Here is a 24,212-nt window from a genome sequence, read left to right as displayed (position 1 = left end):
AAAAGAGAAGAGAAATGTAGAATGTTAAATCATTAGGTAATTTGTATGTACGAAAATCCTCCTAATTCGTAAAAAGGAAACAAAGAAATGTGTCAAAACTGCATAAATTTACCTATAAATTGAAATGAAACTGTAACAAAAGAAAAGGCATCTAATGTTATAATAGGCATGTCGTATTTTACAAAGCAAAATAATTAGGTGGTTTAAAAATGATAGAAATGGTAAAAGTCTACAAAAAATATCCGAACGGTATTGTTGCAGCAAATGGGATTGATGTAGAAATTAAGCAAGGTGAATTTGTTTATGTTGTCGGGCCAAGTGGTGCAGGAAAATCGACATTCATCAAAATGATGTATCGAGAAGAAAGACCAACTTCAGGGGATATTATTATTAATGGAGTTAACTTAGCTACTCTAAAAAATAGTAAAGTCCCATATTTAAGAAGACAAATTGGGGTAGTCTTCCAAGACTTTAAATTACTACCTCGTTTAAATGTGTATGAAAATGTTGCATTTGCATTAGAAGTAATTGAAGAAACACCTAAAGTTATTCGCAAAAAAGTAATGGATGTTCTTGAGCTTGTTGGTTTGAAACATAAAGCTAGAATGTTTCCGACAGAACTTTCAGGTGGGGAGCAACAACGTGTGTCGATTGCTCGTTCCATTGTGAATACCCCTAAATTAGTAATTGCTGATGAACCGACAGGAAATTTAGATCCTGATACTTCTTGGGAGATTATGAATATTTTTGAAGAAATAAATTCACGTGGAACTACAATTATTATGGCAACTCATAATAGAGAAATTGTGAATACATTAAGACACCGTGTTATCGCAGTTGAGGGTGGATTAATCACCCGAGATGTATACGGAGGAGATTACGGTTATGAAAGCTAGAACAGCAGGAAGACACTTCAGAGATAGCCTTAAGAGTATAAGCCGTAATGGTTGGATGACTTTTGCCTCGGTTAGTGCAGTAACAGTAACTTTATTACTTGTTGGTGTTTTCGTCATGATTATGATGAATTTAAGTAAAGTTGCTGATGATCTTGAAAAAGATGTTGAAATTAAAGTAATCGTAGAGTTAACAGCGGATGAAGCTGCTATTACAAAATTAGAAGAAGAGATTAAAAATACATCAGGAATAGCTGAAGTTGCTTTTTCGCCAAAAGAAGACGAACTAAACAAGTTAGTGTTAGATTTTGGGGAAGACTTACGATTATTTGAACAGCAAAACCCATTACATAATGTGTTTTATGCTAAAGCGGAAAATCCACAAGAAACAGCAGCGGTTGCGAAGAAACTTGATAAATTAGATAACACATTCGAAGTGAAGTATGGAGAAGGAAAAATTGAAAAACTCTTTTCTTTCTTAAATACAAGTAGAAATATAGGATTAGTGTTAATTTTAGCATTGTTATTTACTGCAATGTTCTTAATCTCTAATACTATTCGTATTACCATTGTTGCAAGACGACGTGACATTGAAATAATGAAGCTCGTAGGTGCTACTAACTGGTTTATTCGAATTCCATTTATTTTAGAGGGTATGTGGCTTGGTATATTAGGAGCTATTATTCCGATTACACTGATAACAATACTCTACTATAATATTTACAATGTCCTAGGGCCTAAATTGGCACAGGGTAATTTATTTGAACTACTCGATTTTTCACCATTCATTTATCAAGTCAATGCCTTGATATTATTAATGGGTGTCTTAATCGGAATCTGGGGTAGTTTTATGTCAGTTCGTAAGTTTTTACGGGTTTAAGAGTTAGATAAGATAAGAAGGAAGCTTGAAGGGAGCAAGAAGTTTTGAGAAAACAGTCTAAGTGGACGCTACGAGTTTTAGCGATAGCAACATCTGGAGCACTTTTATTCACAGGACCGAGTGCACTAGCGAATTCTTTAAATGATTTAAAAGGTCAACAAAAAGAGTTAGAGCAAAAGAAAGAATCTATTAACTCAAACATAAAAGAAACAGAAGGTATAATAAATCAAAATGAGTCTAAGATCGACCAAATCATGGCTCAGATTCAGGCATTAGACACGGAAATTTTAGATACTGAAAAGAACATCTCTAATGTTTTGAATGAGATTAAGCTCACTACTGATGAAATTGAAAAATTAAAGGCTTCTATTGTAGAATTAGAACGAAAAATTGAAGAACGTGACAAGCTTTTAAAAGAACGTATCCGTGCAGTACAAGTTAGTGGTGGTTCTGTAAGCTATTTAGACGTATTGCTTGGTGCTAATAGCTTCGTTGATTTCATCGACCGTTTTTCAGCAGTAAATACATTGATGGAAGCGGATCGTACTATTTTAAAAGAACAAGCAGATGATAAAAAACAATTAGAAGAAGAAAGAGCTAGTTTAGAGAAAAAGTTAGAAGAGCAAGAAGAAAGTAAAAATAAGCTCGTAAATTTAAAAGCTTCTCTTGATAAACAAAAAGCTTCTAAAGGAACTTTAGTGGACCAATTAGAGGCAGAACAATCGAAATTACTTGAACAAAAACAAGTGATGGAAACGGAATATGAAGAAATATCGGAATTAAGCGCAGACGTTCAAAATAAAATTGTGGCTGAACAAAAACGTATCGCAGAAATTGCTAGAAAGGCTGCAGAAGAAAAGAAACGTAAAGCAGCTGAAGAAAGAAAACGTCAGCAATCGGCAAGTGGTTCTTCTGTAGCGATTCCAGAAGTTTCTTCGGGAGAATGGACAAAACCCACAAGTGGGAGGTTCACTTCAGGATATGGTTATCGCATGCACCCGATTTACGGTAAAGGTAAAATGCATTACGGAGTGGACTTAGCTAACTCAACTGGTACCCCTGTGGTATCAGCTGCAGATGGAGTCGTTTCCTATGCATCACCACTTAGTACATACGGGAATCTTATTATGGTTACACACTCAATTGATGGTCAAATTTATACTTCTTTATATGCTCATTTAAGTAGTATTAAAGTTAGTGTGGGACAAGAGGTTTCAAAAGGACAACTAATTGGGGGAATGGGAGCAACTGGGAATGTTACTGGAACACATTTACATTTTGAAATTCATAAAGGGAACTGGGAAGGTATGACAGCAAACTCAGTTAACCCACTTAGATATATTTCCTTATAAAAAACGGCTTCGGCCGTTTTTTTATTTTAATTGAATATCTGTCCAAAGTACCTCCGGAAACGATTGAAAACAGTATTAGAAGATGGAATTTGAGTTTTTCTTATTCCTCTATAGTTAAGAACGATTTGAACAATTAATTAGTATTTAACTTCATTTATGCGTATAATAGGAGCGATAGAATTCTTAAACTCTTGTACGTCTAACAAATTGAGTGGAGGAACAAAAGTGAAAAAAAAGATATTTGGGTTATTGATAATTGCGAGTTTAGTGGCTATTGCAACGATTACCTTTGTAAAAAGTAATACGGATAGAACTGAAGCAATTTCAAATGAGCAATTAGGTTCTGATCTTGCAACCAATCCAGCAAATGATGGTACCGGAAAAGGGGATGCTGCACCAGACTTTACACTTACGACACTTGATGGTAAAGAAGTGACATTGTCCGATTATAAAGGGAAAAAGGTAGTATTAAACTTTTGGGCTACTTGGTGTCCACCATGTAAAGCTGAAATGCCACATATGCAAAACTATTACGAAGATAAGGCTGAACAAGAAAATGTAGAAATCTTGGCCGTTAATTTGACAAGTTCAGATTCTGGACTTGATAAAGTGCAAGCTTTTCAAGAAGATTATGCTCTAAGTTTTCCTATACCTCTTGATGAAGAGGGTATAGTAGGTGAAACGTATCAAGCTATTACAATTCCTACTACTTATATGATTGATACGACTGGAACAATCCAAAATAAAATTGTTGGTCCAATGGACGAACAAATGCTTACAGACTTAGTAAGTAATTTAAAATAAAATCCGATTTTTGGGCAAGTATTAAACTCTTCTTTTCTCACATATATTAGTGGAAAAGTAGGAGGTATAGCTTGCGCAAAAGTCGGATTTTTTTATATGTTATTTTGTTTGTTATCTTACTAGGAATCTTTTATTTTTGGATTGTAAAACCAGCGAATGATCAATCAACAACTACTACGTCTATTAGTAACAATCAAGTCATCGATGAAGCTTTTCAATTAATTAGAAAAGAGGCCGTATTCGCCAAAAAAGAAAATATTCTTGTGGAAGGTGCAATTCGAGGGATGGCAGAGGCATTAGAAGATCCTCATAGCAGTTATTTGACTAAAGAAGAAGCGGTAGCTCAAGAGTCGTCACTAGCAGAAGAGAGAGTTGGAATAGGGGTAGAAATAACACTATCAGGTGGAAAATTCGTAGTTGTTTCCCCTCTCAAAGATTCTCCTGCTTATAGGGCTGGGTTAAAGCCACAGGATGAGATTGTTAGAGTGAATGGAGAAAGACTGGATGGTAAGTCCATGGCTGAACTTGTAAAATTGTTAAGTGGCGAAAAAGGAACTAGTCTTAAGATGACTGTTTATCGTTCAAGTGAAGAACGTCATGTAGAGTTACATATGAAGCGAGAAGTAATTGCGATGCACACCGTATCTAGTGAAGTTTATGAAGTCGAGGATTTTTCAATTGGTATTGTGACAATCTCTATTTTTGGAGAAAAAACAGGAGAAGAATGGGCTAAACAAACAAAGGCATTAGTAGATCGGGGAATAGATGGTCTTCTAATCGATGTAAGAGGAAACCCAGGTGGATATTTATATAGTGTGTCTTCCATTGTCAGTACCCTACTCGAAAATGGAAAAACATTCGCTTATATGCAAGATGCAAATGGAGTTTTAGAAATGTTGAATACAGAAAATAAGGAAAAGCCTTATCTAAATAAAATACCAGCTGTTTTACTGCAAAATGGTGGTAGTGCCTCTGCTAGTGAAGTATTAGCTGGTGCTTTAAAAGATAATAATCGTGCGATGATTGTTGGTGAAACAAGCTACGGGAAGGGAACTGTACAAGAATCTCATCCATTATCAAATGGTGGTAAATTAAAAATATCTACTCATAAATGGTTAACACCAAAACAAGAATGGATTCACCATAAAGGAATTCAAGCTGATTTGGAGGTTGAGCCAGAGGAACTATATACAATGGATATTAAATATCCTCACGGAGAATTCCGAGTCGGAGATTTCGGAGAGGAAATAAAGTATGTTCAAAATGTACTAGGTGCTTTAGGATATAATATTGGACGCAAAGATGGTTATTTTGATGAAGATACGATGGATGGAGTAGAAAAGTATCGACAAGAGAGAAGTTTAGAGCCTAGTTCCGATATAGATGATGCACTATTCCAATCTCTTTCTAAAACACTGATGGAATACAAAACTAGAAAAGAAAATGATAAGCAGCTACAAATGGGTATCAGTTATTTGGTTCATGAAATGAAAAAATAAGATTATTCCAAAATCCTATACGCAAAGACCTCCTCGTTTGTTACAATAATAGAACGAGTATTGTAATAGAGGGGGATGCGTATCGTGGAAGAAATAATTATCGAATTGGCGAAAGGAATTGGACGTTTTTTCCTTCACCCATCAATTTATATTACGCTTCTTTTCTCCATATTAATTGGTTATTTTCGTGTGAAGAGAGAGAGAAAGCATTTCCGTACTAGAATTCTCTGGGGGTGGACAGAAGCCAAGCATTTATTTGATGGTTATGTTTGGGCAATTATTCTTTCCATTATCAGTGTAGGAATAGGACTAGTCGTACCAACTTCTTGGTTATTTGTTTATAGCGCATGGATGATCTTGTTTGTTATATTATTTATGTACCAGCTTGGTTCTGCAATTTATTCAATGGCATTAGGAGCTGTTACGTTATATATTATGAATCTGTATGATTGGTCATTTAAAATCCTTTCGTGGAATTTAACTGGTATGGATTTTTTACAAAAATCTATCGTGACCATCGCTGTCTTAGCAGGGTTACTATTAATCATAGAAGGAATTCTTATACAAAAACACGGAGCACAAAATGCTTCTCCTAAACTAGTAAAAACACCAAGAGGAATTGAAGCAATTGAATATGTTACAAAACGGTTGTGGATACTACCTATTTTGTTAGTCATTCCAGGTGATGCGATTTCTTCTTATATTCCATATTGGCCGCAATTTACACTTGGAGGATCGACATTCTCATTGATTTTATTTCCCATTGTCATAGGATTCCAGCAAAAGAGCAGAAAAACACTTGCTGTAGAATTTTTCCCAAGCCTTGGAAAAAAAGTTTGGCAATTAGGAATTATCGTGGCTGTAGTAGCAGCAGTTGGCTATTTTATGCCTTTAATAAGTGGACTTGCATTGATTCTCGGAGCCATTGTAAGATTATTCATTTCCTACATAGCTTATAAAAAAGAAATGGCAGGAACGTTTGCTATCTCCCCGCAATCGGACGGTGTTATGATAGCCGGAGTCCTTGCTGACTCACCAGCAGAGAAAATGGGTCTATTAATCGGTGAGAAAATTGTCAAAGTAAACGGACAAAAAGTAACAAATGAACAAGAGTTTTATGAAGCAGTTCAAATAAATGCTGCACATTGTCGCTTAGAAGTACTAGATATTAGCGGAGAACTTCGTTTACGCCAACATATTTTGTTTAGACATGATCACTATCGTCTAGGCTTAATATTAGTAAGATAGGAGATAACTATGGAAACTTTATCAATATCAACTCAAGTTACATTAGCCATTTTTACTCCAGCATTGCTTGTTATTCTTTTTACACGTGTTACCTTTAATCATTATGTGGCATTATTATTAACCGTTGCTCTATTTGCCGCATCTGTCTATGCTGGTTACACGCATAGATGGTGGATTTATATTATTGATGCAGCATCGTTGACTTTAGGTTTTTGGTACGCAACACATATGAAAAGTCGAGACAAAAAGAAAAAATCCACCTCTTAAGAAGAGGTGGATTCAGACTATAGACAAACTCAAAGAAATTTGAAATTGTCTATAGTCTTTTTTTATTTACAATACATAGTAAGAAATCGTTGATTTCCGTTTCAGGCGCTACGCTTTCCACGGGCACGGCCTCAGCCTTCTCCCTTGCTCCTGCGCAAAGCTCGTCGCAAAAAACAATGCTCCTGCGCAAGCTCGTCGCAAAAATTAATTTCGCTACGCTCAGTCCGGGTGCTTCGGCTCGTGCTGTTCCCGTAGGAGTCTTCGCGCCTTCCACTCCAATCGACTAGTGTTGGCTAATTTAAAAAGTGGTGAGTTTCTAAATCTTCTAAGACGTTGAGGTGTTGAATATCATGATGACTAAAAACCAAATCAATGAACGTGAACAACTTGAAATGCTAACGATTGAGCAGATTGTACCGAAGGACCATTTGGTCCGTAAATTGGATGACACGATTGATTTCCATTTCATCCATTAGTAGAACATCTTTACTCTGCTACTGGGCGACCAAGTATTGATCCCGTTGTGTTATTTAAAATGACGTTTATTCAATATACATTTGGCATCCGTTCGATGCGCCAAACAATAAAAGAGATTGAAACGAATACTCCGGCACATTGATAACACCAAATGAAAATAAAACAATTCAATGAAAGACAATACATTCCAAAAAAATCCACCTCTTCTTAAGAGGTGGATTCAGACTGTAGACAGATTCAGCGGAAGCTTATGTGTATTGTATAGCAAATGCATATCCGATTAATCTTTATGTTGTTGAAACACACTTCATAATCCGAAAGATAAAGAATATAAATTACAATATCAATCTTTCAAATCGCAAACGCCCATACCATCTGCTTTTGCTTTACGAGCTAAGGATGCATTAAATTCTTTTCTGATTTGATGAAGTAGTTTTGCATCTGTTAATATTCGATAACCGGTTGTAGCTAAGACTTTAGCTCCCTTGATTAGTGCTTCATCCGCAGCTTTAGATTTGGCAGCTTCACGGAATTCTATTGTATGGGCGACTAAATCATCTGGTCCAATTTTAATGGATGGTCTTGCAGTTGGTACTACGTAGCTAATATTTCCAGCATCCGTAGAGTCATTGTAATGTTTACTTTCTGTGTATACGACTTCTCCAATAGCTTCAAATTCCGAATGAATAACCTCATCTAACACTGAATTTACTACAAAATCTTGCACCTCATTTTGAAAACGTTCGATTTTTACAGAAGTTCCTGTTACAAGTGTTGCTCCGTTAGCAAGGAATCGAACTTTTTCGGAGATTTCCTCTGTTTTTTTCCAATTCTTTGCGCTGACATGAATACGAGCAGAGGCAAAATAAGGGATAATGTTCGGTGAATCACCTCCATGCGTAATAATTCCATGTATGCTAACATCAGATGGTAATTGTGAACGAAGCGCATGGATTCCGTTGAAAAAATGAACGACAGCTTCCAATGCATTTATTGTTTTATTAGAAGCTGCTGTTGGGTGAGTAGCTTGTCCAATAAAATGAAAATCTAATGATTCCAGAGCAAGTGTTTCGCAACTTAAAGTAGTTTTGCTTGAAGGGCTAATTATTAAAGCCACATCTACATCTTCTAGATAACCAAGCCTTACAAAGTTTCCTTTTGAACTTCCTTTTGATCCACCTTCTTCTGCGGGAGTACCAAGGACGATTATTCTTCCACCGGTTTCGTTCAGCATTTCTGCTAGAGAGATGCTAGCAGCCACACTTGCCGTACCAATAATGTTATGTCCGTCGGCATGTCCAATTGAAGGTAAAGCGTCGTATTCTGCTAAAAAAGCAACAGTAGGTCCCTCGATACCGCTATCCTTAATCGCATAGAAAGACGTTTCATGACCTGCTATTCCTTTTTCGACTTGAAAATTTGCACTTTCTAATAAATCAATTAGCGTAGAACTAGCAAAAAATTCTTCGTTTCCAATCTCAGGGTTTTCATGTATTTGATGACTTATTTGAATATATACATTCTTGTTGTCTTCTATTAATTTATGGAGATAGTCTCTTTTTTCTACTAGGAAACTCACTTGTATCTGCTCCTTTTACATTTATTATTCATAACAAAAAAGAACTCTCCTAATCTTATCTTGTATGATAAGAAAAAGAGAGCTCTTCGTATAATCGAAAAACCTTCTTTTCTCATCTTTCAAGCAATAAATTGCTTGCAGGAATTGGCACAGTTTTCATTTTGAATCTGCTGCCGAAACGTCGTTGGGCCTGTCCCTCAGTTTCTCTCGATAAGAAAGTGATATTCTATGTAAATTTTATAAGAACTAATTCCAATATTAAGTAATTTATTCCTAGCAGTCAAGTAGTATTTAAAAGATAAGACTATATACAGCTAAAACACCAATTGTTCCTAATACTACAACCATTACATTTGAAAAAATAATGGCAAGTGCGAATGCCACAATGGCTCCAATAATTCCAAATAATAGATTACCTTCTTGAACATATAAAATAGCTGGGAAAATTAATGCTCCTAATACTGCAAATGGAATATTACGTAATACTCCTGAAACAACAGGAGGTAATTCTTTGCCTTCTAAAAAAGTTAACGGGAATGCTCGGGGAATATAGGTAACAATAGCCATTCCTAATAGCATCCACCAATACCATGCTTCCATTCCATTATGCTCCTTTCGTTAAGTTTTTTCCTCGTAGTCTAGTCCTCTTTTGATGATTGGCATATATAATTTCGACAAAAATAGAGGATGCTAGGGTAGCGACTAAAATAGCCCATCCTGTCGATAATAATTCTGTCCAGTAAAAAAATCCGTTTATAATAGCTGCAATGAGGGCCAGCATGACTACTTTGCGGTTTCCTCGCATAGAGGGTACTAGAAGACCAACGAACATTGCATATAGAGCAATCGACATGGCCGCTTGTAAAAATGCTGGTAGATTGGCACCTATAACATGTCCAACCGCTGTAAATACAACCCAACTACCATATGCGATAAGCGCAACACCAAATGCAAAAGAAGTATGTATTTTTTCATCTTTTTGAGTTGCTAATACGGAAAAAGATTCATCTGTAATCCCAAATGCATATATTCCTTTGACCCATCTTTTTTCACTATGCATCTTTTCATTGAGTGCAGCCGTCATTAAAAAGTGTCGAATGTTCACGACAAATGTATTTAAAACGATTAAAATAGGATCAACACCTTTTGCTATAAGCGTCAGTGACATATACTGAGCAGCGCCGGCGTAAACAAAAATACTCATTGCTGTTGCTTCAATAATGGAAAGTCCAGTGGTTTTTGCCAATAAACCAAATGTTAATGCAACTGGAAAATAGCCGATAGCAATACTCGTACCGGCTTTTAAACCCTTTACGAATGAATTATTATTCATGTCGAATTTCACCACCTTCAATTATGATAGTGAACAAATTATACTATATCTATAAAGTTTTATATAGTTGAAAATTGGGAAGAGTATAAATATACATAGAAGAGGAGAGTTACCATGCCAAGTTGGTTATCATTCGAAACTTTATCTAATTTAACACAAGATTACCGAGCACTTGGACCACTATTTGGGTTATTACTACCTTTTCTTGAAGCATTTTTGCCGTTTCTACCTTTAGTAGTTTTTATCGTGGCGAATGTGACTGCCTACGGAATTTTGTTTGGATTTTTATTATCTTGGGCAGGTTCGGTTGCAGGTGCTTATACCGTATTTTTAGTTATTAGAAAATATGGACGAGCTAGAGTTTTAGGTTTTATTACAAGGCATGAAAAGATTCAAAAATTAATATTATGGGTAGAGAGAAACGGTTTTGGACCATTATTTTTACTTATTTGTTTTCCATTTACACCCTCCGCACTTGTGAATATAGTTGCGGGTCTATCTAATATGAAAAAAAATACGTATTTATGGACAGTTGTCTTAGGGAAACTAATTATGATATTAGTGGTAAGCTTTATTGGTTCCGATATTAAAGCACTCATTACACAACCCTTAAGAACAGCAATAATGATTGGAATAATGGTTATACTATGGTTTGTTGGAAAAGCTGTGGAGAAAAAAATTGATAAGAAAGTAGATGCAGATTTTAGATCAATTCGCGATGAAAGACGAAATACAAAGGAGAAAAGATTTGAGTAATACACAAAAAGAATTGCTGGAATGGTTAGTGGCCATTTTCATTGGAATTTTAGTAGTATTTATTGTTCGTTCTTTCATTTTAACGAACTATGAAGTAGTCGGGGAATCAATGATGCCTACACTTCATGACAAAGATAAAGTATTTGTGAGTAAGCTTTCTGATATAGACCGCATGGATATTGTGATCTTTCATAGCGACCAAAAAGAAGACTATGTAAAACGTGTCATTGGTTTACCAGGTGATACTATTAAGTATGAAAATGATAAATTGTACGTAAATAATAAAAAAGTAGAAGAAAAATTTCTTGCGTCTTATCCTGCATATCAGAATCCGGAAGAAAATTTTACCGAAGACTTCGATTTAGAAGAGTTGACTGGAAGTAATAAAGTTCCTCCAAACAAGTTATTTGTGTTAGGAGATAATCGAATATCCAGTTTAGATAGTCGTTATTTCCAATTTATAGATCAAGAAGAAGTCATTGGAGAAGTAAAAATAAGATATTGGCCGTTTTCCAGAGCAACTTTAAATTTTGACTCCGAATAATTTCACACTCTACTGTATGTTTTGTACAATAGTAGTAAGAGATTATTCGGTTTTTTAATTTTCTGAGCGGGGAGTAATTTATTTTAATCTCTGTTATTGATGCGGTTATAGGTTAAAAGAACTTCTCTCTATAGGCATCCTGCTCCTGCGCAAAATTCGTAGCAAAATTAATTTCGCTGTTTCATACGGCACGTCATGCTGCTGGGAGGCGCGAATGCCAGTGGTTCCTTATTCATAGGAAGAAATGTTCTATTGAACGTCTTAATCATGAACAGCCATAAAAAAGCATATCCAAGTATACTTCTTACTGTATAAACGGAAATTTCCAGGATGTGCTCCTTACAAGCCGCAGGAGCGCGAAGAATGAGACCCCGTAAAGGATGTGGGAGCTACGAAGGAGCGACTCATCCTGCGGAGGCTAATGCGTAGCCTGCGGCAAGCGTACATCCGTGTCTCTGCACTATAAGATTTTGAAACACATTCTATTTAGCACATCATAAATCATTAACAACTACAGCCTTATTTAAAGAAAGAAGGTGCACTTATGTCTTTACGAATTGTAACTGGACGAACTGGTTCGGGTAAAACAAAGTTTATGCAACAAGAAATCATTGATATATTACAAAAGGATTCTATCGGAGAACCATTATTTTATATAGTGCCAGACCAAATGTCTTTTTCTAGTGAATATTCACTTGCAGCTGATTCAGGACTTCCAGGGTTAATACGTGCACAAGTAACGACTTTTAAACGATTAGCTTGGCGAGTACTACAAGAAACTGGTGGAATCGCAAAAGAGGAAATTAGCGGATTTGGTTATCGTATGCTAATTCGCAGTTTACTAGAGGAAAATAAAGAACAATTTAAGTTGTTTAACCGTGCAGCTACAAAAAGAGGATTTACCGATCAAATTGAGGTGCTTTTAAAGGAATTCAACCGTTATTGTTTAAATTATGACACAATGTCTAACGTGTTAAATGATTTAGAAAATGTACAAGCACCTCAAACATTGATTGATAAATCATCAGACCTAGTCATGTTGCTTGAACTTATGGAGCAAAAGTTAGGCACGAGCTATATTGACGGAGAAGGATACTTGATGTTGCTAGCGCAAAAAATTAAAGATTCTTCGCTTCTCGCAACCTCCGAAATTTATATTGATGGATTCACTTCGTTTACTCCTAGGGAACTAGAAATAATCCAAGAGCTGATGAAAAAAACAAAACGTCTTACTATTGCTTTACCAATGGAGTCACTAGCTGATGCTCTTGATGAGCAATCCTTGTTTTTCCAACCGGCTAATACTTGTCAAAAGTTGTTAGATATCGCATACAAAGAAAATGTAGAAATTGAACCGACAGAGCACCAAACAGAACAAAAACGTTTTGAATCGGTAGAATTAGCCCATTTAGAAGCAAATTTTGACCAGCTTCCACCACAAGTAATAGGGACAGAAGGAAATCTTCATGTAATAGAAGCTGCAAATCGACGAGCAGAGGTTCATGCCATTGCGAGGAATATTCGTGTTCTCATGCAGCAAAATGATGTTCGATATAAAGAGATGGCAATTTTACATAGAGATTCGGAAACTTATGAAGGACTAATAGAAACTATTTTTGCTCAATATGATATTCCGGTTTTTATTAGTCGTAAGAAACCAATGCTACACCATCCGCTTATTGAACTTAGTAGATCTGCATTGGAGATAATTCGCTCGGATTGGAAATATGAGTCTATGTTTAGAGCGATTAAAACTGATTTATTTTTCCCTTTAAATGCTTCTAAAAGGGAATGGAGAGAGCGAGCAGATCGATTAGAGAATTTCGTATTATCTTTTGGAATATACGGAGATAGATGGTTTGATGAAAAACGCTGGATTTATAAAAAGTATCGAGGTCTTGAATTTTATTCAAAAGTACAAACAGATGAAGAATTAAGTACTCAAGCAGATATTCATGCTGTGAGAGATATAGTGGTTAATCCTTTGAAGGTTCTTTCTGAACAATTGACAGTTAGTAATACCGGCATCGATATTGCTACAGCTTTATATACTTTTATGGAGACATTACAAGTTTACGATAAATTACAAGTATTAAAGCAGGCAGAAGAGGAAGAAGGTCAATTATTGCTTGCTACAGAACATGAGCAGGCGTGGAATGAATGGGTGGATGTGTTAGACCAATTCGTTTTAATGTTCGGAGAAAAAGAGATGTCACTGGAGGAGGCCTCCAAGATATTAGATGAAGGCTTTGATCAATTAGCCTTTTCAAGGATACCTCCTACCTTAGATCAAGTAGTCGTTGCAAGTGTTGACATAGGACGAGTTGTGAATATGAAGGCTACCTTTGTTATCGGTGTAAACGATGGGATCTATCCAAAACGTATGGATCATGAAGGACTACTTTCCGATATGGATCGGGAGTGGTTTAATCATATCGGATTTGAACTTGCACCAAGTTCTAAAATGCGCTTGCTAGATGAAAATTACTTAGTCTACAAAGCTTTTACTGGAGCATCCAACTATTTATTTGTATCGTATCCAATAGCAGATAGCGAGGGAAAGGCATTGCTTCCTTCCATGTATATTAAGAAGCTTCAGCAAATGATTGATAATCTTGAGGTAGAGTTAGCAGTTATGGATCCAAGTGATTCAACGAATGCTGTTGTTGATCTATCTACCATCAGTCATCCACGTACTACGTTACCGTATGTTGTCATGCAGTTGCGTGAAGCACTGAATACAGGCAAGTTATCGGAAGTTTGGCAAGCAGTGTATAGCTATTATATGGATGATCCGTATTGGTCTAAACTAATGAGACGAATAACACGGCCTATGATACATGGGAATAAAACCGAAAGACTTTCACAGGATATGACATCTGCTCTTTATGGAGAAACAATTATTTCGAGCGTTTCAAGAGTAGAAAAATATTACAGCTGTCCATTTGCCCATTATGCATCATATGGATTGAAGTTAGAGGAGCGGGCTGAATATCATTTGGAGCCGCCGGCAATGGGTGATTTGTTTCATGCGGCATTAAAATGGATATCAGATGAAACAAACCGTTTAAATATTATGTGGGGAGACTTATCAAAATCCCAATGTATGAAGCTTGCTAAACAAGCAGTAGATCACATCGTACCGGTATTTGTCCATCAGCTTTTGTTAAGTACAAATCGATATCGATATATTCAACGAAAATTAGAGCAAATTGTAGCTTCTACACTTATTGCATTAAGTAAACACTCGAATGTTTCTAGCTTCGTTCCTATAGCTGTTGAAGCAGGATTCGGTCCTGGAGAAGCATTGCCCGCATTAGAAATACCACTAAAAAATAGACGAAAAATGCAATTACGAGGCAGAATTGACCGAGTGGATGCTGCAAACATAAATGGGAATATGTTTGTGCGAATTGTCGATTATAAATCTTCTAAAAAAGGGATTGATTTGAACGAAGTGTATCATGGTTTATCACTGCAGATGTTAACCTATTTAGATGTTGCAATCGCGAATGCACCAAGTTGGTTACAAGAGGATGCTGAGCCTGCTGGAGTGCTATATGTACATCTTCATAATCCTTTTATTCAATCTAAAAAAGAGATGGCAGAAGCTGAGTTGGAAGAAGCAATTTATAAATCTTATAAAATGAATGGCTTATTAATAGACGATTCAGAAGTCATTATGGAAATGGATGAGCAAATAGATGGCTTTTCAAAGGTTATTCCAGTTCGAATAAATAAAGATGGGAACTTATCCAAATCCTCATCAAAAGTAGTAGATACAGAAAATATGAAACTACTTCAATCATTTGTGCGTAAAAAACATGAACAGGCTGGAAATGGTATGAATGCAGGGGATACACGTGTATATCCATACCGTCTCAAGGATAAAATGCCATGCCAATATTGTTCGTATCAGAGTGTTTGTCAATTTGACCCACAAGATTCAGAACAACCAGTACGATTGCTTAAAGTAGAGCAACCTGACGTGGTGGCTGAAAAAATTAGAGAGGAGATGGGGACTAGTGAACATTCCTAATATGCCAGCAGAATTAACATGGACACCGGAGCAATGGAAGGCTATTTGGGCTAGTGGTTCTGATGTGCTTGTCTCTGCTGCCGCAGGTTCAGGGAAAACAGCTGTGTTGATTGACCGACTTATTCAAAAAGTGATTGCAAAAGAAAACCCGATTAATGTGGACGAATTACTTGTTGTGACTTTTACAAATGCTTCAGCTGCGGAAATGCGTCATCGAATGGGAGAAGCTTTAGAAAAAGCTATTGCAGAAGACCCATCATCGACTCATTTGCGCAAACAACTTAGCCTATTAAATAAAGCCCAAATTTCAACGCTTCATTCGTTCTGTTTAAATATAGTACGTCAATATTCCTATATGCTAGATATTGATCCAGGTTTTCGCATTGCTAACGAAACAGAAGCAGCCTTAATGCGTGATGACATTCTAGCGGAAGTATTGGAAGAGGCATATCATGTAGACAATCCAGAAGCCATGTATCGATTATCAGATAGCTTTACATCTGACCGAGATGACCAGTCCATTGAATTAATGATTGAGAAGTTATATACCTATGCGAGAGTACATCCAGAACCAAAAAAATGGTTACAAGAAATACCAAAAGCATATACATTAGATGAGTTGATTACGATAGATGAGTTATCCTTTATTGAACCTTTGAAGCTCTCCATTGTTCATCAATTAGAATCGGCTATTGCTGTAACGGAAGAAATTCGTAAACTAGCGAATTTGCCAAATGGACCTGCTCCTCTTGCTGAAACAGCGATGAATGATCAAGGAATGATAAATGAAGCGATATCATTAATGAAAATTGGCTCATGGAAAGATGTGTACTACTATTTTCAAAACATTTCCTGGGGAAAAGCTGCAACTATCAGAAAAGATTCTTGTGACGAAGCATTAAAAAAACAAGCCGCTGAAAAACGAAATAAAGTGAAGAAAATTGTAAATGATTTAAAAGAAGATTACTTCGCTAGAACACCTGAACGTTTATTAGATGAAATGAGATTGATGGCTCCTCAATTAAAAACGCTCGTTGAGTTGGCAATCACATACGGAGAACGTTACACTGCAGCTAAAGATGACAAAGGACTTGTCGATTTTTCCGATTTAGAGCATTATGCTTTAGAAATATTAAGCGAACGTCAAGAAAATGGGGAGATTGGGCCATCTGCAATTGCAAAAGAGTATCAATCCCGTTTTAAAGAAGTATTGGTAGATGAATATCAAGATACAAATAGACTTCAAGAAACAATCTTACAGTTAGTAAAAAGCGGTAATGAGCAAACGGGAAATATGTTCATGGTTGGTGATGTGAAACAATCCATCTACCGCTTCCGATTAGCAGAGCCAATGCTGTTTTTAGGGAAATATTTAGCTTTTGATTCACTTCCTCTTAATTCTGGAGTAAAAATAGATTTAAATGCAAATTTCCGAAGTAGAAAAGAAGTACTCCATGCAACGAATTATATTTTCCAGCAAGTTATGGGGGAAAGTGTTGGGGAGATCAATTATGATGACTCAGCTTCTTTAAAACCACAGGCTCCTTATGATGAAGCAGAAGCTGCAGTTGAACTTGCTCTTCTGTATGAAGTAGAAGATGGAAGCGCGGAAGTTGATGAGGAGGATGGAGAAGACGAAGTAGCGATTGCCGAAGAAGATTTAAAGAAATCGCAAGCTGAAGCACGTTATATTATCTCTAAAATTAATGATTTAATGGATTCTGGTGCAACTGTTTTTGATCCTTGGAAGAAAAAAAATCGTCCCGTACAATATAGTGATATTGTTATTTTAATGCGTTCTATGACATGGTCACAGGAAGTAACAGATCAATTCAAAGAAGCGGGAATTCCGTTATATGCTGAGCTTTCCAAAGGTTATTTTGAAGCAATAGAAGTGCTGATAATGTTACATACACTTCGAACGATTGATAATCCATACCAAGATATTTCACTAGCATCCGTACTTCGTTCTCCATTTGTAGGATTAACGGAGACAGAGCTTGCGTTAATTCGGTTGGCTGCTCCAAAAGAACCTTTTTATGAAGCTCTAAAGGACTTTGTGTCAACAGGGAAAGATGGTATTTCTATTGAAACAGAAGAGAAACTACAACGATTTTTACTCCAGTTTGAAGATTGGAGAAACTTAAGTAGAAGAGGATCGCTAGCAGACTTGATATGGCGCATTTATTTAGATACCAATTACTATGAAATTGTTGGCTCCATGCCAAATGGAAAGCAGCGGCAAGCGAATTTGCGTGTCCTTCATGATCGTGCAGTGGATTATGAAAAGACTTCATTTAGAGGTCTCTTTCGATTTTTACGTTTTATCGATCGAATGAGGAAGCGTGGAGATGACTTAGGAGCAGCTCGAGCTATTAGTGAAAAGGAGAATGTCGTTCGAATGATGACGATTCATTCTTCAAAAGGATTAGAATTTCCAATTGTCTTTTTAGGAGGAATGGGAAGACCCTTTAACCAGATGGACTTTAATGAGAATTATTTATTTGATCAATCGTTTGGTCTCGCTGTAAAAGCAATTGATCCTGACAAACGTATTTCCTTTACTTCATTACCATTCTTGGCGATGAAAGAAAAGAAGCAAATGGAGTTAAAAGCTGAAGAGATGCGTGTATTGTATGTAGCAATGACTCGAGCTAAAGAGCATTTATTCCTAATTGCTACTATAAAAGATTTGGCGAAGACCCTAACAAAATGGGAGGATGCTCAATCGATATTACCTGGAGAAATGCTACCGGGATATATACGGGCTAAGGCAAAAAGTTATTTAGACTGGATAGGTCCTGCTGTAGCAAGGCATGCGGACTATAATCAAATTGCTGACATAAATGAAGTAAATATAGTTGAAAGTGACTCAAAGTGGAACTTTGTCACTAAATGTATAGATGAGTTAAAGATTCGCTCAGAAGTAGAAGCATCCGAAAAAGTGTCGTTGGATACACTTTTGAACAAAGACATATCATCTATATTGCCGACAATTCAGCATCGTTTTGAAACTGCTTATCCTTTTGAACTTTCTACACATAAGCGTTCTAAACAAACAGTTAGTGAAATTAAAAAGATACAACTTTTAGAAGAAAGAGAAGAGGAAGATTACTTCCAAATGGGTAATACACTTGGCAAAACGAATCGAGTTGCAAAAAGACCATTTTTCCTTCAAAAAGAAGAAAAATTGACGGGAGCAGAAGTAGGAACAGCTGTGCACGCATTTATGCAAAATGTAGATTTAACCAATGTAAAAAGTGCAGAACAAATACAAGAATTTGTGGAGACACTTGGTCAAAGAGAAATTCTTACAAGAGCTGAGCAAGCTGCCATCAATCCAAAGAAAATGGTTCCATTCTTTCACTCAGAAATAGCAAATAGATTAATACATGCGAAAGAAATTATGCGCGAGTTTCCTTTTACTTATGTATTAAAAGATGAGGATGGCGATAGTCAAATTATTCAAGGGGTCGTAGACTGTCTCTTTCAAGAAGAAGACGGACGCTGGGTGTTATTAGATTATAAGACAGATCGTGTCCAGCACTTAGTATCTAATGATACTAACTTACTTGAAGAAATGAAAAATCGTTACAATATCCAATTATCTTTATATGCACAAGCAATAGAAGCAATCATGAAAATAGAGATAAAGGAAAAAATACTTTATTTATTTGATATAAACAAAACAGTTAATTTATAGGGGGAAAAAAATTGTTGATTCGTCCAACAGAAGTGAAAGAACGAGTAATTTCGATTGATGTAATGAGAGGGTTTGCGCTACTTGGTATTTTCATTGTAAATATGTTGTTCTTTCATTCTCCATATATCTACATTAATCCTTATACTTGGTTTCATCTACCTGGAGATTATGAAACGTATAAATGGATTGATATTTTTGTGCAAGGCAGTGTGTATCCGTTATTTGCTATGTTATTTGGTTACGGACTATCCATGCAGTTTATGAAATCACAGGAACGTGGAACTTCCTTTGCAAAGTTAGCAGCTCGTAGGCTGTCTGTGCTACTTTTAATCGGATGTATTCACGCATTCCTTATTTGGTCAGGGGATATATTAATCACCTACGCACTTGCAGGATTTGTCCTTTTATTGGTAATTCGATTAAAGCCTATTTGGTTATTTATCATCAGTGCAGTATTGTTCATAATTCCGAATGGCTTATTAAATGGTTTGTTATATTGGATGGGAAAATTCGATTCGGATAGTCTTATTATTTTTACAGGAATTCAAGAAATTGAATCCTCTATAGAAGCGTTCTCACAAGGCTCTTGGTTGGAAATTTTTGATCAACGTTTAGCAGATTGGTTATATATGACACAATATGGATTAATCATTTTAGTTATGTTTTTTACGATTGTACCGTTTTTGTTAATCGGGGCAGCCGCTGCAAAACTAAAATTAATTGAACGTGCAAGCGAATTGAAAGTATTTTGGATTGTGACCATCCTTATAACACTGATAGGTGGTACTGTTATTAAATGGATACCTTTTATGAAAGAGGCAAATCTGTTTACTATGTCTGTACAAGATACATTTGGCGGACCATTGCAAGCAATTGCATATGGTGGGATTCTTGCACTTTTATGCACAATTCCCGCAATGCAAAGGTTATTCTCACCTTTTGCCAAAGCAGGTAGAATGTCAATGACCATCTATTTAATGCAATCGATCATTGCAACAACTATATTTTATTCTTATGGGTTTGGTTTATATGGAAGAATTGACATTCAAACAGGTACTTGGATGGCTATTGGCATATATCTCTTACAGCTTGTATTTGCCGAACTATGGTTTATGAAATATAAGCAAGGTCCAGTGGAAGCATTATGGAGAAAACTGACTTATAAATCAAATCAGAAAGAATAAATTTCTATTTTGTTACTGTCCAGACTCCAGCGCCTAGCCCCTCGGATCAAATGTTAAATAACTACGGTGGCTGAGGAACTGCCTCCTCGCAATTTCGCATTTGCCTTTCGGGGCAGACATAGGCGCTTGCGCATTTCTTATTAATTTGTCACAAAAAGATGAAAACAAAGTAAATTTGTAATAGACTATGTATATGATTCAAAACTATTTGAAGGAGTGTCAACATAATGAAACTATTATCATACCGATTAAATGATAAAATTTACTTCGGACCAAAAGTAAAAAAAGAAGAAGCAGTTTGGGATGTACTAAGTATTCAAGAGACCCTTCAAGTGTTACCAAGTTTCCCTAAGACAATTGTCGAAGGTGTTAGTCTTGGGATAGATTTTATGGAACAAATTAGAAAGCTAGTAGAAGCAGCTATGCAAAATGAAAATCCAGACGGCTTTAAACGCCAATTTACAGAAATCGAGTGGTTATCTCCTATTCCACGGACACCAAAAAATATTATGGCAGTTGGTAAAAACTATGCGGATCATGCAAAAGAAATGGGTGGAGAAGCAAATACGTTTGTTGTTTTCACTAAAGCGCCAACGGCAATTGCTGCTGATGAACAAACTCTTTCTGTACATGCTGATAAAACTTCCTCTTATGATTACGAAGGTGAGCTAGCTATTGTCATTGGGAAAAAAGGAAAAGATATTCCGACTAAGCTTGCATTTGATTATATATTTGGTTATACAATTGCCAACGATCTTACAGCACGCGATATTCAAAAAAATCATCAACAATATTTCTTGGGGAAAAGTTTGGAAGGCTCATGCCCGATTGGACCATATGTTGTAACAAAAGATGAAATTCCAAATCCGCAAGAGCTAACGGTTGTAACGAAAGTAAATGATGAAATTCGTCAAAATGGAAAAACCTCGGATATGGTATATTCAGTGGAACAAATTATTTCTGACATCTCTAAAACAGTTACCCTAGAGCCAGGGGATATTATTTTAACAGGAACTCCTTCAGGGGTTGGTAATGGTTATAATCCTCCTAAATTTTTAAAATCAGGCGATATTGTGAAAATTTCTATCGAAGGAATTGGAACTCTAGTAAACAAATTCGAGTAAAAAATCGGCAAAAATGGTAAGATAGAAATGTAAATAAATTGTAGAGGTGAAATAATGGATTTCTTAGCATCAACACACTTACACATTACAACATGGGTACTAGCACTAATCTTGTTCTTCGTTGCATTAGCAGTAGCTAATCCAAAAGTGGTTCAAATGATTTTGCGTTTAGATTATTTATTAATTTTATTAACTGGTATTGCGCTATTTATGAAAGGTATGGACTATGGTCAAGGAATGCTGTATGGACTAAAATTTATAGCAGGGTTACTTGTCATTGGAATGATGGAAATGACATTAGCGAAAAAGAAAAAAGAAAAACCTTACACAACGTTTCTTGTCTTGGTCTTTGTATTTTTCTTCATCGCGCTTTTCCTAGGATTTAAATTACCAATGGGCATAAACTTTCTAGCATAAAAAAGAAGGAGCTTTCATATATAGGAAGCTCCTTTTAATGTAATGAAAGAGAAGGAAGTGGGCGGAAAAATGCTAGGTATGTCCTTACTATTATTTGTCATACTACTTATGCTTTTATTCGTTATCGCTTCCTATTTTATCTCGAAACAACAAAAAATGGGTGATAAAGTAGGAAGTGAATTTGATCACACTCACGAAAGTATTATTCATTTAGTTAATAAAGAGTAGATGACATATTGGTAGTGGCTATTAGTGGTAATTATCTAGATTACTTAATGAGAGGGACGTGACTTTGTCACGTCCCTTGTACATTTGTGAAAAGCGGAGGAATAATAAGCGTAACAGAATTTAGGTTACTGAATCATTTCTTCCTTAAATGCCACAGCATAATTTGATAGTGTAGAGTAGTTATTGCTATTTTAAGACACAGTTTGGACGAATTATTGTTTAAATTTTGGACTTATACGTATAAACAATAGCGATTAAAACTTAGCTTTGATAAAATAACGTTGATATATTTTAATCATCAAGCTTCAGATACAAATGAGCTAAATACAGCATTGGTGAGAAATTGCAATAATAAATCTTGAATGCTAGTTGCTGCTTAAGGTGTCTACTGATTTCTAAACAGAGGAGGACTTTACTTGAATGTTAAAAAGTTGCTTGTTACCGGAATATTAATGTTTGGTTTAATGGTAACAACATCTCAAAATATAAATGCTGAAGAAACAAATTCTATACATAATGAAAGTATTTATGATCTTTATGTGGATCGCTATTTTAATAAAACTTCAACAAATGATTTAAATGTGAATCCAAAAGATCCAAATGCTTTTGCAGGTGGAGACTTTCTTGGTGTAATGGAAAAAATGGACCATATTAAAGATATGGGTTTTACCATTATTTCAATTGGTCCAGTTTTTGCGACGGAAAGATATGATGGTAAGCGTGTGCTAGATTTCAATGAACTTGAGCAAAGATTTGGTACCCAAGAGGAATTTCAACAATTAATAAAGTCAGCACATAAAAAAGAAATGAAAATTATGATTGAATTTCCTTTAAACAATTTCAGTGAGAATCATATTTGGAATGCAGACCCTGCTAAAAAGGATTGGATTCTAAAAGCAGAAGATGGCGTTATGCAAGTAGACTTGAACAATACAGAAGTTCAGAAGGCATTAATTGATACGATTGTAGACTTTACGCAACAATATAATATTGATGGTGTGAAGTTTTCTCAATTAGATGGTGCTCCTACTTCTTTTATAAACGATATGATTTCAGCAATAAAGGAAGTTGATAGTTCGATCTATGCTATTTCATTGGAAGAATCAGATGCAAATTTTGATACAAAGTACTCGGAAGATTTACTTATAAACTTTAGAGACGCTTTTAAAAATACGGATATGCCGTCAGAAGGAATAGCTTCTACGGAGTATAACGATTTGTTAATGATTGATCACTTAAACACTGAACGGTTCACTTATTATAGTGCCCTTGAAAATATGTTTCCGCCAACTCGTATTAAAACAGCAATTGGGGCAATTCTTACAATGCCTGGAGTTCCATATATGAGCTATGGTACTGAAATCGCTATGAACGGTCAAACTGAACAAGAAAGTCATCAAATTATGAATTTCCGCGTGGATGAAGATATAATGAAGTATTTCAAAGATATAAACTCTATTCGGAACAAGTCAGAAACACTTCGGACAGGAAAAACAGAGCTACTAAAAAATGAGGATGGTTATTTAGTATTTAAGCGATATTCAGATGAAGAAACATTTATAGTAGTTGTTAACAATACAAGTAGTACTCAACGAATTGATTTATCAAGTGATGTCGTTGGAGAAAATGTAGAGCTACGAGGTATCTTCGAGAAAGATTTAGTTCGTCCTGCTAAGAATGGGGATTATCGATTAGTGCTGGATCGTGAAATTGTGGAATTATACCAAGTAACAGATCGTAAAGGTTTAAACACTTCTTATATAATAGCTATGGCAATCGCCTATTTATTATTTATCGCGTTTTTAGTTATTGTATGGAAAAAAGGAAAACAACGTAAATTGGATAGCAAATAATAAAAAGAAGTAGACTAGATTTAATGATGTCT

Annotated in this window: 19 protein-coding genes, 1 pseudogene and 1 riboswitch; of the genes and pseudogenes, 17 read left to right on the top strand and 3 right to left on the bottom strand. The window is 35.8% G+C overall.

All coding sequences use genetic code 11. From position 1 onward, the window contains the following. Nucleotides 1–209 precede the first annotated feature (209 nt). The 8 genes and pseudogenes from ftsE to PGC35_RS01245 all read left to right on the top strand — a co-directional run. The gene (gene ftsE / locus PGC35_RS01280) at nucleotides 210–896 is read left to right on the top strand and encodes a cell division ATP-binding protein FtsE (RefSeq protein ID WP_053590273.1); all 687 of its coding nucleotides are present in this window, start codon (nucleotides 210–212) and stop codon (nucleotides 894–896) included. After that, nucleotides 886–1,773 carry a permease-like cell division protein FtsX gene (gene ftsX / locus PGC35_RS01275; RefSeq protein WP_375217863.1) on the top strand — a complete coding sequence of 296 codons (888 nt, stop codon included), beginning with the start codon at nucleotides 886–888 and terminating at the stop codon, nucleotides 1,771–1,773. Before ftsE ends, ftsX begins: the two co-directional genes overlap by 11 nt. 44 nt (nucleotides 1,774–1,817) lie before the next feature. Beyond that, on the top strand, nucleotides 1,818–3,125 hold the full coding sequence (locus PGC35_RS01270) for a murein hydrolase activator EnvC family protein (protein WP_375217862.1): 1,308 nt from the start codon (nucleotides 1,818–1,820) through the stop codon (nucleotides 3,123–3,125). A gap of 225 nt (nucleotides 3,126–3,350) precedes the next feature. Next, nucleotides 3,351–3,929 (top strand): peroxiredoxin family protein, encoded by a 579-nt coding sequence (locus tag PGC35_RS01265; RefSeq protein WP_053590270.1) that lies wholly within the window; start codon nucleotides 3,351–3,353, stop codon nucleotides 3,927–3,929. A gap of 71 nt (nucleotides 3,930–4,000) precedes the next feature. Further along, nucleotides 4,001–5,428, top strand: a complete 1,428-nt coding sequence (locus PGC35_RS01260) for a S41 family peptidase (protein WP_375217861.1) — start codon at nucleotides 4,001–4,003, stop codon at nucleotides 5,426–5,428. Between the two features lie 75 nt (nucleotides 5,429–5,503). Continuing rightward, nucleotides 5,504–6,676 carry a PDZ domain-containing protein gene (locus tag PGC35_RS01255; protein WP_375217860.1) on the top strand — a complete coding sequence of 391 codons (1,173 nt, stop codon included), beginning with the start codon at nucleotides 5,504–5,506 and terminating at the stop codon, nucleotides 6,674–6,676. A gap of 9 nt (nucleotides 6,677–6,685) precedes the next feature. Further along, nucleotides 6,686–6,943 carry a CsbA family protein gene (locus PGC35_RS01250; protein WP_053590268.1) on the top strand — a complete coding sequence of 86 codons (258 nt, stop codon included), beginning with the start codon at nucleotides 6,686–6,688 and terminating at the stop codon, nucleotides 6,941–6,943. Between the two features lie 350 nt (nucleotides 6,944–7,293). Next, a pseudogene (locus tag PGC35_RS01245) lies at nucleotides 7,294–7,547 on the top strand (transposase); the annotation flags it as partial. 216 nt (nucleotides 7,548–7,763) lie between these two features. Here the strand turns inward: PGC35_RS01245 and PGC35_RS01240 are convergent. The 3 genes from PGC35_RS01240 to PGC35_RS01230 form a co-directional block, all read right to left on the bottom strand. Beyond that, nucleotides 7,764–8,999, bottom strand: coding sequence for a M20 family metallopeptidase (locus PGC35_RS01240; protein WP_375217859.1), 1,236 nt, complete (start codon nucleotides 8,997–8,999; stop codon nucleotides 7,764–7,766). Nucleotides 9,000–9,108: 109 nt separating this feature from the next. Then, nucleotides 9,109–9,216, bottom strand: a riboswitch (SAM riboswitch). A gap of 74 nt (nucleotides 9,217–9,290) precedes the next feature. Then, nucleotides 9,291–9,599, bottom strand: coding sequence for an AzlD domain-containing protein (locus PGC35_RS01235; RefSeq protein ID WP_275784513.1), 309 nt, complete (start codon nucleotides 9,597–9,599; stop codon nucleotides 9,291–9,293). A 4-nt stretch (nucleotides 9,600–9,603) separates the two neighbouring features. Then, nucleotides 9,604–10,332, bottom strand: coding sequence for an AzlC family ABC transporter permease (locus PGC35_RS01230; protein ID WP_375217858.1), 729 nt, complete (start codon nucleotides 10,330–10,332; stop codon nucleotides 9,604–9,606). Between the two features lie 114 nt (nucleotides 10,333–10,446). Here PGC35_RS01230 and PGC35_RS01225 point away from each other — a divergent pair, with 114 nt between their 5' ends. From PGC35_RS01225 to PGC35_RS01185, 9 genes are all read left to right on the top strand, one after another. Then, entirely contained in the window at nucleotides 10,447–11,088 is a 642-nt protein-coding gene (locus PGC35_RS01225; RefSeq protein ID WP_375217857.1) for a TVP38/TMEM64 family protein, read from the top strand. Further along, nucleotides 11,081–11,632, top strand: coding sequence for a signal peptidase I (lepB, locus tag PGC35_RS01220; RefSeq protein ID WP_375217856.1), 552 nt, complete (start codon nucleotides 11,081–11,083; stop codon nucleotides 11,630–11,632). The genes PGC35_RS01225 and lepB overlap by 8 nt, the downstream gene beginning before the upstream one ends. Nucleotides 11,633–12,176: 544 nt before the next feature. Beyond that, the gene (addB, locus tag PGC35_RS01215) at nucleotides 12,177–15,671 is read left to right on the top strand and encodes a helicase-exonuclease AddAB subunit AddB (protein WP_375217855.1); all 3,495 of its coding nucleotides are present in this window, start codon (nucleotides 12,177–12,179) and stop codon (nucleotides 15,669–15,671) included. Nucleotide 15,672: 1 nt separating this feature from the next. Next, nucleotides 15,673–19,374 carry a helicase-exonuclease AddAB subunit AddA gene (addA, locus tag PGC35_RS01210; RefSeq protein WP_375218264.1) on the top strand — a complete coding sequence of 1,234 codons (3,702 nt, stop codon included), beginning with the start codon at nucleotides 15,673–15,675 and terminating at the stop codon, nucleotides 19,372–19,374. An 11-nt stretch (nucleotides 19,375–19,385) separates the two neighbouring features. Beyond that, nucleotides 19,386–20,558 (top strand): DUF418 domain-containing protein, encoded by a 1,173-nt coding sequence (locus PGC35_RS01205; protein WP_375217854.1) that lies wholly within the window; start codon nucleotides 19,386–19,388, stop codon nucleotides 20,556–20,558. 227 nt (nucleotides 20,559–20,785) lie between these two features. Beyond that, nucleotides 20,786–21,682, top strand: coding sequence for a fumarylacetoacetate hydrolase family protein (locus PGC35_RS01200; protein ID WP_275784501.1), 897 nt, complete (start codon nucleotides 20,786–20,788; stop codon nucleotides 21,680–21,682). A gap of 54 nt (nucleotides 21,683–21,736) precedes the next feature. Continuing rightward, nucleotides 21,737–22,099: a DUF1516 family protein gene (locus tag PGC35_RS01195; protein WP_053590260.1), complete on the top strand. Its 363-nt coding sequence runs from the start codon at nucleotides 21,737–21,739 to the stop codon at nucleotides 22,097–22,099. Nucleotides 22,100–22,141: 42 nt separating this feature from the next. Then, entirely contained in the window at nucleotides 22,142–22,327 is a 186-nt protein-coding gene (locus PGC35_RS01190) for a hypothetical protein (RefSeq protein ID WP_375217853.1), read from the top strand. A gap of 416 nt (nucleotides 22,328–22,743) precedes the next feature. Beyond that, nucleotides 22,744–24,180: an alpha-amylase family glycosyl hydrolase gene (locus PGC35_RS01185; RefSeq protein WP_375217852.1), complete on the top strand. Its 1,437-nt coding sequence runs from the start codon at nucleotides 22,744–22,746 to the stop codon at nucleotides 24,178–24,180. Nucleotides 24,181–24,212: the final 32 nt, after the last annotated feature.

The organism is Psychrobacillus sp. PGGUH221 (assembly GCF_042055255.1).
GTDB lineage: Bacteria > Bacillota > Bacilli > Bacillales_A > Planococcaceae > Psychrobacillus.
The sequence above is the reverse complement of the archived record's forward strand: the minus strand, read 5'-3'. Positions and strand labels throughout refer to the sequence as shown.